The organism is Mycoplana sp. BE70 (assembly GCF_031455855.1).
Lineage (GTDB): Bacteria > Pseudomonadota > Alphaproteobacteria > Rhizobiales > Rhizobiaceae > Mycoplana.
The window spans coordinates 37,592-49,682 of the sequence record NZ_JAVDTM010000015.1; the positions used below are offsets into that span (position 1 = coordinate 37,592).

11 protein-coding genes and 2 pseudogenes are annotated in these 12,091 nt (G+C 60.3%); 8 read left to right on the forward strand and 5 right to left on the reverse strand.

What is annotated here, in order from left to right; translation table 11 throughout:
* Positions 1-90: 90 nt before the first annotated feature.
* The 4 genes and pseudogenes from J2Y48_RS22485 (at position 91) to J2Y48_RS22500 (ending at position 3,065) form a co-directional block, all read left to right on the forward strand.
* The gene (locus J2Y48_RS22485; protein WP_310422881.1) at positions 91-885 is read left to right on the forward strand and encodes a SapC family protein; all 795 of its coding nucleotides are present in this window, start codon (positions 91-93) and stop codon (positions 883-885) included.
* Positions 885-1,517 carry an invasion associated locus B family protein gene (locus J2Y48_RS22490; protein WP_310422884.1) on the forward strand — a complete coding sequence of 211 codons (633 nt, stop codon included), beginning with the start codon at positions 885-887 and terminating at the stop codon, positions 1,515-1,517. Before J2Y48_RS22485 ends, J2Y48_RS22490 begins: the two co-directional genes overlap by 1 nt.
* 34 nt (positions 1,518-1,551) lie before the next feature.
* A pseudogene (locus J2Y48_RS25445) lies at positions 1,552-1,676 on the forward strand (ATP-binding cassette domain-containing protein); the annotation flags it as partial.
* A 252-nt stretch (positions 1,677-1,928) separates the two neighbouring features.
* Positions 1,929-3,065, forward strand: coding sequence for a DSD1 family PLP-dependent enzyme (locus tag J2Y48_RS22500; protein WP_310422887.1), 1,137 nt, complete (start codon positions 1,929-1,931; stop codon positions 3,063-3,065).
* 81 nt (positions 3,066-3,146) lie between these two features.
* Here J2Y48_RS22500 and J2Y48_RS22505 read toward each other — a convergent pair whose 3' ends face one another.
* The 3 genes and pseudogenes from J2Y48_RS22505 to J2Y48_RS22515 all read right to left on the reverse strand — a co-directional run bounded on the left by J2Y48_RS22505 (position 3,147) and on the right by J2Y48_RS22515 (position 5,885).
* Positions 3,147-3,953: a YggS family pyridoxal phosphate-dependent enzyme gene (locus J2Y48_RS22505; protein ID WP_405030288.1), complete on the reverse strand. Its 807-nt coding sequence runs from the start codon at positions 3,951-3,953 to the stop codon at positions 3,147-3,149.
* A gap of 15 nt (positions 3,954-3,968) precedes the next feature.
* A pseudogene (gene glyA / locus J2Y48_RS22510) lies at positions 3,969-4,160 on the reverse strand (serine hydroxymethyltransferase); the annotation flags it as partial.
* Positions 4,161-4,394: 234 nt separating this feature from the next.
* The gene (locus J2Y48_RS22515; protein ID WP_310422890.1) at positions 4,395-5,885 is read right to left on the reverse strand and encodes a PLP-dependent aminotransferase family protein; all 1,491 of its coding nucleotides are present in this window, start codon (positions 5,883-5,885) and stop codon (positions 4,395-4,397) included.
* A gap of 108 nt (positions 5,886-5,993) precedes the next feature.
* On the opposite strand from J2Y48_RS22515, the gene J2Y48_RS22520 reads away from it, so the two are divergent.
* Entirely contained in the window at positions 5,994-7,226 is a 1,233-nt protein-coding gene (locus J2Y48_RS22520) for a benzoate/H(+) symporter BenE family transporter (protein WP_310422893.1), read from the forward strand.
* 319 nt (positions 7,227-7,545) lie between these two features.
* Here the strand turns inward: J2Y48_RS22520 and J2Y48_RS22530 are convergent, their stop codons facing one another.
* Entirely contained in the window at positions 7,546-8,301 is a 756-nt protein-coding gene (locus J2Y48_RS22530) for an IclR family transcriptional regulator (RefSeq protein ID WP_310422896.1), read from the reverse strand.
* Between the two features lie 159 nt (positions 8,302-8,460).
* On the opposite strand from J2Y48_RS22530, the gene J2Y48_RS22535 reads away from it, so the two are divergent.
* From J2Y48_RS22535 to pcaF, 3 genes are read left to right on the forward strand one after another with little or no spacing between them, the layout of a single operon-like run.
* A complete protein-coding gene (locus tag J2Y48_RS22535; protein WP_310422899.1) occupies positions 8,461-9,165 on the forward strand; it encodes a 3-oxoacid CoA-transferase subunit A in 705 nt (234 codons plus the stop codon).
* Positions 9,162-9,851: a 3-oxoacid CoA-transferase subunit B gene (locus J2Y48_RS22540; RefSeq protein ID WP_310422901.1), complete on the forward strand. Its 690-nt coding sequence runs from the start codon at positions 9,162-9,164 to the stop codon at positions 9,849-9,851. Before J2Y48_RS22535 ends, J2Y48_RS22540 begins: the two co-directional genes overlap by 4 nt.
* Before the next feature lie 10 nt (positions 9,852-9,861).
* Entirely contained in the window at positions 9,862-11,067 is a 1,206-nt protein-coding gene (pcaF, locus tag J2Y48_RS22545; protein ID WP_310422905.1) for a 3-oxoadipyl-CoA thiolase, read from the forward strand.
* 115 nt (positions 11,068-11,182) lie between these two features.
* On the opposite strand, the gene J2Y48_RS22550 is transcribed toward pcaF, so the two are convergent.
* Positions 11,183-12,052 carry a MurR/RpiR family transcriptional regulator gene (locus tag J2Y48_RS22550; protein WP_310422908.1) on the reverse strand — a complete coding sequence of 290 codons (870 nt, stop codon included), beginning with the start codon at positions 12,050-12,052 and terminating at the stop codon, positions 11,183-11,185.
* Between the last annotated feature and the right edge of the window lie 39 nt (positions 12,053-12,091).

The following is a 12,091-nucleotide window of genomic DNA, read 5'->3' on the forward strand; positions in this document are numbered from 1 at the left end:
GTGCGCAAAGCCGAAAGCAACAACGGTTCGCCGCGCTCCGGCGGCGGCCGATAGTTCAACATCAATGGCGCAACGCACCGGGTGTTCATTTTGACAGAAGACAAGAACGTTCCTTCCGGAAAAGGCAGCACACGCCTTCCGCTTTTCTACAAGGACCCTGTGGTTCTCCGTTTCGAGGAGCATAGCGACGTCGGCATCGCGCCGGCCACGCATTTTAGCTTCGCCCGCGAAGCTGTCGCCATTCCGCTTTGCATAGGTGAATTCGCCGTCGCTCAGTGCCACTATCCGATCGTCTTCACCATGGAAGATAACGCCCTGCCGATCGCACTGGTCGGCATTCGCCGTAACGACAATCTCTTTATTGCGCATGACGGAGGCTGGCACCCGGGCGCTTATGTTCCAGCCTATATTCGCCGCTATCCCTTCATTGCCAGTGAAACGCAGGACAGGACGCGGCAATTTCTGAGCGTCGATCGGAACAGTGATCGCTTCGTCGCGTGTGCATCCACGTACCGCAGTGCCGAACGTTTGTTTGATGCCGATGGCGCAGCAACCGCGGCAGCCCAATCGGCCATGGCCTTTTGCCACGCCTATCACACCGACCACACCGCCACCGTGGCCTTCGGCCAGGCACTGATCGAAGCGAATCTGCTCGCGCCCTATCATGCGCAATTTCGGTTGCCCGACGGATCGCAGCATGAGGTCAACGGCTTCCAGTTCGTTGACGAGAAAGTGTTTCGTGCGCTTCCGGCCAAAACCGTTGCCGACTGGCATGCCAAAGGCTGGCTCGATCTGGTGACGCTGCACCTGGCGTCGCAGCGGAGGTTCCAGAAACTCCTCTATCTCAACGCGCAGCGCGCGAACGAACGAAAGGCGCTCGTATGATGAGAGAGAAAAGCGTTTTTGGTCTCTCCACGGTCGCAACGCTCCTGCTGAGTGCGGCGCTTTATGTCGTGCCGGGCGTTGCGGTCTCCAATCCGACGCAGACCGCATCTGCGAAGGACGATTTCAACGATCCCGCGCCACAGCGCTTCGAGGTTGCGCAGGCTCAAACCGGCGGCGAAGCTTCCCGCCTTCCCGGCGGGGCATCCTCGCTCAACGAGACCTTCAAGGACTGGCGCGTCACCTGCGTCGCGCAGGGCGCAGTCAAGCGTTGCGCCCTGTCGCAGATCCAGGCTCAACAGAACGGCCAGCGTGTGCTGGCGCTCGAGCTCAACGCCCCGAGTGACAATACCGTCTCCGGCACGCTCGTACTGCCGTTCGGCCTGGCGCTCGATTCCGGCGTCACCTTCCAGATTGACGAGAAGCCGGCCATGCAGCCGTTGCGCTTCCGCACCTGTCTGCCGGCGGGCTGCGTTGTCAACGTTACTTTCGATGCCTCGACGCTGGTCGCGCTGCGCGCCGGTGCAGCCCTCAAGGTCATGGCGACTGCCGATGGCGGCGCGGCCGCGCCGTTCTCAATTTCGCTGCAAGGTTTCGTAATTGCCCTCGATCGTTTGGAGGTGCTCTCGCGTTGAGGTTGGTCGGTTCCTTCAGGCGGGACAAGCAGCGCTGGTGGCACTCAAGGGTATAACGACCGACATTCCGCGAATGTCAGATCACCGCGATCATCGGTCCGAACGGTGCCGGCAAGAGTACCTTCTTCAACATACTCTCCGGTGCCCTGTCGGCGAGCTTTTGGAAAGCCAGAGCTCATCGTCTTCGATGTCTGGGCAGTCCTTCTTCGCGAAGCTTTCGCCAGGACTGATCAAACGAAGTATGTTGTCGTTGAGCCAACAAGCCACCAATCATCGACGTCCGCGTGTTCAATCGCTTTGCAAAGTGATACACGGCGCCCACTGACAGCAGGTTTACGTGACAAAACCGTTCGCATGTTAATATCATGGGCGGTCATTGGAGGTTTGGAGTCTCACGGAGTGGCAGGAGCAATGGACGATCTTGAAGTTGGTTACGACATCCCGGCCGCCATCGGGGATTCTCTCGATGATGTACAGACGCCGGCTCTGATCATCGATCTTGACGCTTTCGAGCGGAATTGCGCTGGCATGCGCGCTAAAGCCGAGGGTATGAATGTGCGTCTTCGTGCACATGCGAAGACGCACAAGTCTGCCGATATCGCTCTCTACCAGATGGCCAGAGGCGGCGCCTGTGGCATCTGCTGCCAGAAGGTATCGGAAGCGGAAGCTCTAGTAAGGGCAGGAATCACGGACGTTCTCATCACCAACCAGGTGTGTGGACCGAACAAGATCGCGCGTCTAGCACGGCTTGCGAAGCTCGCCCGCATCATTGTGTGCGTGGACGACGCGACTAACGTGTCGGACTTGTCCAGGGTCATGACCGAGCACGCTGTGACCCTCGAAGTGCTCGTCGAAATCGATTGCGGTTCCGGGCGATGCGGTGTCAGACCCGGCATGCCCGCGGTAAAGCTTGCGCAGCAGGTCGCAGCCTCGCCAAACCTGGTTTTTGCTGGCATCCAGGCTTACCATGGCTCCGCCCAGCACATCGTAGATGCAGTCGAGCGACGATCTGCGATTGTGAAATCGACGGCCGCAGCGGACAGGACGGTAGGCCTGATGCGGGAGGTCGGCCTAAAGTGCACGATCGTCGGTGGGGCAGGTACGGGAACGTTCGATCTCGAAGGCATGTCCGGCATCTACAACGAACTCCAATGTGGCTCCTACATCTTCATGGACGCGCATTACGGTATGATCCGCGCCGACGACGGTGGGCGCGTTGGTGGGTTCGAAAACGCACTTTTCGTGCTTACGTCGATCATAAGCCGAGCAGAGCCCAAAAGAGCGGTTTGCGATGCTGGTTTGAAGGCGCATTCCGTCGACAGTGGCCTGCCGACGGTCTTCGGCCGTCCGGATCTCACCTTCGTGGATGCTTCCGACGAGCACGGGACGATCGACGATCCGGGGGATACGCTGTCAATCAATACGAAGCTCAAGCTGGTTCCCGGACACTGCGACCCAACCTGCAATTTGCACGATTGGTATGTCTGTGTCCGCGGGACGAAAGTAGAAGCACTGTGGCCCGTGACCGCGCGTGGTAAGGTCTTCTAATCCCACTACATTCCCGGACGTCGGTGCGCAGCTTTCCGTTGGCTCGTGGACGACCGTTCACGCCCAGCTTGGCGAGGCAGCCTACGTGTTTGCGGCGGAATCGTTTGAGGTCATCGGACCGGGCCAGTAAAACGCATCGCTGGTCGGGCGTGCGCCAAAGATTGCCTGTCCAACCCGCACGACGTTCGAGCCTTCCTCGATGGCAACCTCGAAATCGCTCGACATGCCCATGGAAAGCTGCGTCAGACCGGGGTGAGTGGCGACGGCGCGATCTCGCAGCTCGCGCAGCAAGCGAAAGCAGGTTCGCACCCGCTCGGTATCGGTGCTGAAGATGGCCAGCGTCATCAGGCCGCGAGGCCTCAGCCGAGGAAATTCCGATAGGCGCTCGACGAAAGGCATCAAATCGCCGGGGTGCAGGCCGTACTTGCTTTCCTCACCTGAGGTATTGACCTGGACGAACACGTCAAGATCGCGCTCTTCGGCGTCAAGCCGGCGGTTCAGTTCCTGGGCAAGCCGGAGGCTGTCGAGCGCGTGAAACTCTGACGCCAGCCGGACGAGATACTTCACCTTGTTCTTCTGGAGGTGACCGATGATGCTCCACCGGATCGGTAGATCACTAAGTATGGCCCGCTTGTCGCGAGCCTCCTGAAGCTTGTTCTCCCCGAAATCGCAAAGGCCGGCCGCGTATGCCAGCCGCAGGACTTGGGCCGGGACCGTCTTGGTCACCGGCAGAAGGCGCACATCATCGGCGCTCCGCCCGCAGCGACGGCAGGCGGCTGCGATGCGTTCCTCAACGGTTCTCAGGTTTGCGGCAAAGGCCGTGACGGGATTGCGGCCGAAGCGGGCGATTTCGTCCGGCGAGAGTTCGACGGTGGGAGGCATCTTCATCGCGCCCGCCTCCGATCAATAAGGCAGCGGAAAACGCGCAACGAGCCGGCGCACGCGCGCGTTGATCTTTTGGGCCGCCCGCATCGAGAGTCCCGGCCCGGACGGCATGGAGCGTCTCCAGAATGAGCACGGCGATGTCACAATATTCGTCCTGCCGAATCCGCGGGATGTGCCAGCGGCCGTCCCGACGCGGATGCCCGACGCGACAGCACCATCGGCGATGGACAGGCCGGCAGCGTTGACGCCTGCATTTTCGGATTCCTGAATTGCGTGCGGCGTGGTCAATATGCCCATCGCTGATCTCCTTCAAGATGCTGACAGTTGCTCTGCCACCATTGCGGGGCGGTATGTTTCAGCACCTATCATGAGTATGGCCTGCTGTTCCCTTCCACTTTCAAAGAGTTGCGCAGACCATTTGGCCGGATGAAGGGCCAAGTCCTTCTACTGAATGGTCATCGCCCGGAACGCATTCGCCAGCTTCTTGACCGCAACTTCGATTTCGAGAGGTGTGTAGGCCGCAAATCCCATGAGGAACCCTGCTTTGCCGTCGCTGGCAGCGTGCAGCGCTGATAGGCCAAGAAGCTCGATCCCGGCACGTTGCGCCGCGTCGATGGCGGTGTGCTCCGGGATATCGCAGGTCAGAACACAGGGCATCTGCAGCCCGCCGATCGGAACGCGGGGCTCAACGAATTCCGATAGGTGTTTGCTGACGAGGCCAGACAGCACGGCGAGCCGTCCAGCATAGACACCGCGCATGGTGCGTACATGCGCGCCGAAATGTCCGCCCTCCATGAACCGGGCCAGTGTTAGTTGCGCCATGGGGGCCGTATGGCCATCCAGCAGCGTACGGGCGACCGTCATCGGCTTTACGAGTTGGGGCGGCAACACGACGTAGCCAATCCGCAAGCCCGGAAAGAGCGATTTGGTGAAGGTGCCGATGTAGATGGTCCGATCGTGCGGGTCGAGGCCTTGCACGCAGGCCGTAGGCTTGCCCGCATAGTGAAACTCGCTGTCATAGTCGTCTTCGATAATCCATGCCTGGTTCCGCACGGCCCATTCGATCAGTGCTAGGCGGCGATCCAATGTGAGGGTCGCACCGGTCGGGAACTGGTGGGAAGGCGTCAGAAAGACTGCATTGGCCCGGCGCGGCCCTGCCGTGATCTGATCCACGACGATACCCTGCCGATCCACTCGAATGGGGACGCATTCCAGCCCCGCCGCATCGAACGCCTTGCGCGCGCCGTAATAGGCAGGATCTTCGATGAAAATCCGATCACCGGGATCGAGCAGCATATTCGCGCAAAGCGAGACGGCCTGCTGCGAACTGGTCAGCACCACCACGCGGTCAGCTGTGGCGCGCGCACCCCGTTCAAGGTTCACATAGTCGGCGATGGCGCGGCGAAGCGGCTCGGTGCCCTGCGGATCGCCGTGAAGCAGAGTCTGCGCGCCGACTTCTTTACGCACCTGCCGCTCCAGGCGCTCCCAGAGCTGAAGCGGAAAGGCGCGCGTTTCCGGTACGCCATGTGCAAATGGCCGGGGAGAAAGCATTTCGCGCACACCGCCGCTGCGGAACATCGCAGCGCCGCGCTTGCTGAGGTTTGGGGTCTGGCTGCGCAAGAGCGCATCCCGCTGTGAGAGACGATGACCGGGCGTGAACTCCGTGATCTCCGCGACGAAGCTGCCGCTGCCCACGCGCCGGTCGATGAAACCTTCGGCGTGAAGCTGGGCATAGGACGCCTCGATCGTATCGCGCGAAACGCCGAGCGATTTGGCGAGCGCGCGGGAGGCCGGTAGCGGTTTACCCGGCCCAAGCGCACCGTCGACGATCAGTTGGCGGATCGCCCGCTGAATCCGTGCGTGAAGCGGCATCGCCGCATGGGCGGGGTGGGCGACCCACGCTTTTACCGATTCGAGTTGGGAATGCTTGAACAAATGGTCTGGGCCTCTCGGACGAAGTGGATGGGTATCTCAGGCCATTGATTGGCTATGTCAACGCATCTTGTCGGTCCCATACCGAACTTCAGGAGAGCTTTCAGAAATATGTCGTCGCGTTCCTCGCCTTCGCCCATCCGCCTCAATGACCTTGCCCATCCCATCGTCGCTGGTCTGATCTCCGTCATCGTCAACTACGGCGGCACCTTCATTCTGGTCTTTCAGGCGGCGAAGGTCGCGGGCCTCAGCCCTGACCTCACGGCCTCCTGGGTCTGGTCGGTGTCCATTGGTGTGGGGTTAACAGGCCTCTTCCTGAGCTGGCGCTATCGGGAGCCGATCATCACGGCCTGGTCGACGCCGGCTGCGGCGTTTCTCGTCACCGCACTTGCGACGACGCCCTATGCGGAGGCGGTCGGTGCCTACATGATCTCGGCGACGGCCTTCGTCGCGCTCGGCATGTCGGGCTATTTCGAGAGGATTATCCGTTTGATCCCGCCCGGCATCGCCTCGGGCCTGCTCGCGGGTATCCTGCTCCAGTTCGGCATCGGGGCATTCGGCGGCGCGAGCGTCGATCCGCTGCTGGTCGGCCTGCTGATCGTCGCCTATGTCGCCTTGAAGCGCCTCTCCGCACGCTACGCCGTGGTCGGCATTCTGGTTCTCGGGCTGGCCTTCCTGCTCGCGCAGGGTCGTGTCGATCTGTCCGGCCTGAAGCTGGAATTCGCAACACCGGTCTTCACCGCGCCGGAGTTCTCGTTGAGCGCGCTGCTTTCGGTCGCGCTGCCGCTGTTTCTGATTACACTGACCGGCCAATATATGCCGGGAATGCTGGTCTTGCGGAACGATGGGTTCAAGACGAGCGCGAATCCCATATTGACGGTGACGGGTTTTGGCTCGCTCATTATGGCTCCGTTCGGCTCCCATGCCTTCAACATCGCAGCTATCACCGCAGCAATCGCCACGGGCAAGGAAGCGCACGAACACCCGTCAAAACGCTGGACCGCTGGAATCGCGGCAGGCTGCTTCTATGTGCTGGTGGGCGTGTTCGGTGTGACACTGGCCGCCGTCTTCATGGCGTTTCCCGCGACCTTCATCACCACGCTCGCTGGTTTGGCGCTCCTTGGCACTATCGGTGGCAGCCTTGCAGCGGCGATGGCCGACCCGACGTCCCGTGAGGCGGCGTTGATCACCTTTCTTGCATCTGCCGCCAACATCAAGCTGCTCGGCATTGGTGGGGCATTCTGGGGACTAATGATCGGCCTCATTGCCTACATCGTTCTTCACGGTCGTTTGCCGCGTCGTAAGCATACCGACCTGTCCGTGAACAAGGGAGCCGCGAGGTGAGGGCGCAAGCTACTCGGTCCCTTCGGGCTCAGGAAAGTGACCCTCCTCATGGCAATCGCGGGGTTTGTCACTCCGGATTCAGTCCATCCTTCTGGATGGCCGTGCCATTACCGACTGGATGCCTGAAAATCGTGACTTTGGCGTTGTTTTCCAAGGCTATGCGTTGTTTTCACATATGACGGTGCGGGAAAACATCGCCTATCCGCTGAAATTGCGTGGCTTCGACAAGCAGCGCTGCCGGAAGGCACGCCGAAGGGGATTGTAACGTTAACCGGCGCTTGACATCTGCGAACCGTCTCTTTCTCTCACTTGCCCAAACTTAACGTAACAGGACGCGTAGAGCGGCCTGAGTTTCCCTCAGCAAAGGTAGGAAGCGGGTGACCATCTCTTCGGCGGATGCATGGGCCGCCGGTGCCCCGATGTTCACAGCACAGATGAGCTGACCTCGGTCGTTCTCGACTGGCACAGCAATCGAGCAGAGGCCCAACTCCAGCTCTTGATCGATGACTGCGTAACCTTGATCACGAACGCGCTCGAATTCGGCGAGGAGCTGGGCCTGATCAGTTATCGTTTGTGGTGTATTAGCTCTCAGTTCGGTGCGTGCGAGGATCGCACGAACTTCCGCCTTCGGCAGCGAGGCGAGAAGGACGCGCCCCATCGAGGTGCAATAGGCCGGAAGCTGGCTTCCGGGATTAAGGTTGATCGACATGACGCGCCGATTTGAAGCTCGGGCGATATAGAGAATCTCCGTGCCATCAAGAACGGAGGCCGACGCGCTCTGGTCTGCCTTTTCAGACAGAGTGTCGAGGTGAGGCTGCAATATCGCGGGCAACGGCGTCGCTGAGAGATAGGCGTGGCCGAGACGTAAGGTCTTTGGCGTTAGCGTGAAGAACTTGCCGTCGTAGGCGGCGTAGCCGAGCTCGGCGAGGGTCAGCAGGGATCGCCTTACAGTTGCTCGGTCAAGGCCGCTGAGCTTCGCAGCATCGGTTATGGACAGGCGTTGGTGCATCTCTCCAAAGGCCTCGATTACCTTCAAGCCCCTTGCAAAACCGCTGACGAAGTCTGCTTCGCGCATCTGTCTCGACCTTTCAAATCAAAGCGTGTTATGTGCGCTATACGAACAAATGTCAAATGACGCACATTCTTCTTGCCTCTCGGGCTCAAGAGACCCTATGCATCGCTGGCTTTGGCGAGGACACGGACCTCGCTCCATTCGGCAAGGAGAGGCACCGACATGGATAAGACAACGAGTGCGGCTGAGGCGGTCGCTCCGATCGGCGATGGCGCCACTGTGATGATAGGGGGGTTTGGAGGTTCTGGCGCACCAATCGAGCTCATTCACGCCCTAATCGACCTTGGCCCGAAAAATCTGACGATCATCAATAATAACGCCGGTAACGGTCGGATCGGCATCGCCGCGATGATCGACGCAGGCATGGTGCGCAAGATGATATGCTCGTTCCCGCGCTCCTCGGATCCGCGTGCTTTTACCGATAGATACCTGGCCGGTGAGATCGAGTTGGAGCTCGTGCCACAGGGCACGCTCGCAGAGCGTATTCGCGCTGGAGGCGCAGGCATCCCCGCCTTCTATACGCCGACCGGCTACGGCACTGATCTTGCCGACGGCAAGCAGATCGCCGAATTCGATGGCAGGCATTACGTGCAGGAGCGCTGGTTGAAGGCCGATTTCGCGATCATCAAGGGACATATTGGCGACACGCAGGGCAATCTGATCTACAGCAAGGCTGGTCGCAATTTTAATCCGCTGATGTGCATGGCCGCAGCACGAACGATCGCCCAGGTCACATCAATCGTCGCACCTGGCGCGATAGATCCGGAGCATATCGTAACACCGGGCATCTTTGTTGACTGCGTCGTCGAAGTCACCAATCCGCAACAGGAAGAAGCACTCATCCGAGCCGGAGTGGCCTACGTATGACCGTCAATACGCGCGAAGATATCAAGCTTTCCAACGCCCAGATCGCCTGGCGCGCTGCTCAGGACATCCCCGGCGGCGCCTATGTGAACCTCGGTATTGGCTTTCCGGAAATGGTGGCGAAGTTCCAGCCGCCCGGTCGCGAGGTGATCTTCCACACCGAGAACGGGATTCTCAATTTCGGCGAAGCGCCTGTGATCGGCGAAGAAGACTGGGATTTGATCAATGCAGGCAAGAAGGCGGTCACGCTGAAGGCGGGCGCCGCCTTCTTCCACCATGCCGACAGCTTCGCGATGGTCCGCGGCGGCCATCTGGACGTCGCCATCCTCGGAGCCTATCAGGTCGCCCAAAACGGCGACCTTGCCAACTGGCGCGTAGGCTCCAAGGGCGTTCCCGCCGTCGGCGGCGCAATGGATCTCGTCCACGGCGCCAAGCAGGTGGTCGTCATCACGGAACACGTTACCAAGGACGGAAAGCCGAAGCTTGTCGACAAGTGCACCTTCCCGCTGACCGGGGTCGGCTGCATCACCCGCGTCTACACGAGTCACGCCGTGATCGACATCGTCGATGGCTGCTTCGCCGTGCGTGAGAAGCTTGCCGAAATGACCATGGACGAGCTGCAAGCAATGACTGGTGCTCCGCTTCATACCGACGGGGCGATTGCCGACCTCGTGGTGCCGGTACTGTAAGGAAGCCGCTATGACGCAAGCATTCATCTGCGCCTATATCCGCACGCCCATCGGCCGCTTCGGCGGTTCGCTGTCTTCCGTCCGTTCGGACGATCTCGCCGCGATCCCGCTGAAGGCACTGATGGCGAAATATCCAACGGTTGATTTCGAAGCCGTTGACGAAGTGATCTTCGGCTGCGCCAACCAGGCGGGTGAAGACAACCGAAACGTCGCCCGCATGTCGGCACTACTCGCCGGCATTCCGCTAAGCGTCCCGGGCACAACGATGAACCGTCTTTGCGGTTCAGGCATGGATGCCACTATCACTGGCGCGCGCGCTATCATCGCTGGCGAAGCCGAACTCGTCATCACCGGCGGCGTTGAAAGCATGAGCCGAGCGCCCTTCGTGATGCCGAAGGCGGAAACCGCGTTTTCGCGCGCGACTGAAATATATGACACCACCATCGGCTGGCGCTTCGTTAATCCGTTGATGAAGGCTCAGTACGGCGTCGACACCATGCCGGAAACCGGGGACAACATCGCGGTCGACTATAAGATCGGCCGTGAGGATCAGGATGCCTTCGCTTTGCGCAGCCAGACCAAGGCCGCCGAAGCGCAGGCCAATGGTCGTCTGGCGCAGGAGATCACCCCAGTCACTGTTTCGCAGAAGAAGGGCGATCCGATCGTCGTCGATTGTGACGAGCATCCGCGTGCGACGAGCATCGACGCGCTTGCAAAGCTCAAGCCGGTCAACAAGCGCGAAGGTGCGACCGTAACGGCAGGCAATGCGTCGGGCGTCAACGATGGCGCAGCGGCGCTTATCGTTGCCTCGGAAGCCGCCGTGAAGAAATATGGTCTGACTCCGATCGCCCGCATCCTCGGCGGCGCGACTGCCGGCGTTCCGCCGCGCGTCATGGGACTCGGCCCGGCCCCGGCGTCCAAGAAGCTGATGGCCCGTCTCGGCATGCGCCAAGAACAGTTCGACGTCATCGAACTCAATGAAGCCTTTGCCTCCCAAGGCCTGGCGACTCTGCGCGAACTCGGGATCGCCGACGATGACCCGCGTGTGAACCCCAATGGTGGGGCAATCGCGTTGGGTCATCCGCTCGGCATGTCGGGTGCGCGGATTGCCGGAACAGCGGCACTCCAGCTCAATCTCAAGGGTGGTCGGTACGCTCTTGCGACGATGTGCATTGGCGTTGGTCAGGGTGTTGCCATCGCGCTTGAACGCGTCTGATATCGGACATGACGGAGGTGCCGCATTCACCTCCGCACTTCCCCGCACGTACGATGCGCGAAATCCAGTGCTATGCCGGCAATCGGATGACGACGACCGCTAAACCGGCCCGTGTCTAATTGTTGGTATAGGTCGACAGTGCTTTCAGGCGTGCTTCGGTTTGCCGGAGAGCCTCTTGCGCGCGCATTTCAGGTTTTCCTACCAGCATGCTGGCCAAGACTTCGCTCAAAGCAAACGCTGGTGTCATGGTGTGAAAGAAGCTCAGGCTGTCGGTCGGACAAAAGAGGACTGAGTCAGCCACGGCCCGAATCGGTGCGACTTCGCTGTCCGTAATCGCGACAATTTTGAGCCCTCTGGATTTCGCGTATTCGCAGATTTGCAACGTAATCGCAGCGTAGGGACTTATGGTCAAAACGAAAAGGACATCGTCCTCCCTGGCCCAGGTCAAGGCGTCAGATCCGGTACCCGCGGCACCATCGACGAGCACGGTCCGATCGCCTAGCAACGAAATCATGTAATTGAAGTGCCACATCACGGGATGGCAAGAGCGTTGCCCTAAGCAATAGATCCGCCTGGCGCCTGCCAGGGCATCAGCCACCGCTGCAAGCGAGGCTAGCATATCGGGGTGGCTCAGGCCGTCGATCTGATGCGAGAGGCGTGCGAACATCCGCGCCGCAAGGGCGGCATCGCCTTCCAGTGCCTGATCACGGATCTGCTGGCGGGCCCTTTCGGCGAAACCCGTGCTGCGGTCCCGAATTGCTTCGTGGTACATTGCGCGGACCTCGTCATAGCCGGAAAGACCCAGAAATTGCGCAAGCCTGGTCATAGTGGCGGGCTGTACGCCGGCGTTTCGTGCCTGATCCCGCATGGAGAGCAGCGCGACATCCTGCGGGTTTTCAAGAATATAGCGGCCCGCCATCTGGAGTTGGCGCGGCATCTGATTGAAACGTGCCACAATCTCGGGATGAAGCGGGTAGATTTCCATGCGATATTCTCTTTCGTGTCGGCTGGGACGAGGTCCCGC

Coding starts and splice junctions, on each gene's coding strand:
- J2Y48_RS22520 (WP_310422893.1), top strand. CDS start 5,994: ATGTCGTCGCGTTCCTCGCCTTCGCCCATCCGCCTCAATGACCTTGCC.
- J2Y48_RS22540 (WP_310422901.1), top strand. CDS start 9,162: ATGACCGTCAATACGCGCGAAGATATCAAGCTTTCCAACGCCCAGATC.
- J2Y48_RS22530 (WP_310422896.1), bottom strand. CDS start 8,301: ATGCGCGAAGCAGACTTCGTCAGCGGTTTTGCAAGGGGCTTGAAGGTA.
- J2Y48_RS22550 (WP_310422908.1), bottom strand. CDS start 12,052: ATGGAAATCTACCCGCTTCATCCCGAGATTGTGGCACGTTTCAATCAG.
- J2Y48_RS22490 (WP_310422884.1), top strand. CDS start 885: ATGAGAGAGAAAAGCGTTTTTGGTCTCTCCACGGTCGCAACGCTCCTG.
- J2Y48_RS22505 (WP_405030288.1), bottom strand. CDS start 3,953: ATGAAGATGCCTCCCACCGTCGAACTCTCGCCGGACGAAATCGCCCGC.
- J2Y48_RS22535 (WP_310422899.1), top strand. CDS start 8,461: ATGGATAAGACAACGAGTGCGGCTGAGGCGGTCGCTCCGATCGGCGAT.
- J2Y48_RS22500 (WP_310422887.1), top strand. CDS start 1,929: ATGGACGATCTTGAAGTTGGTTACGACATCCCGGCCGCCATCGGGGAT.
- pcaF (WP_310422905.1), top strand. CDS start 9,862: ATGACGCAAGCATTCATCTGCGCCTATATCCGCACGCCCATCGGCCGC.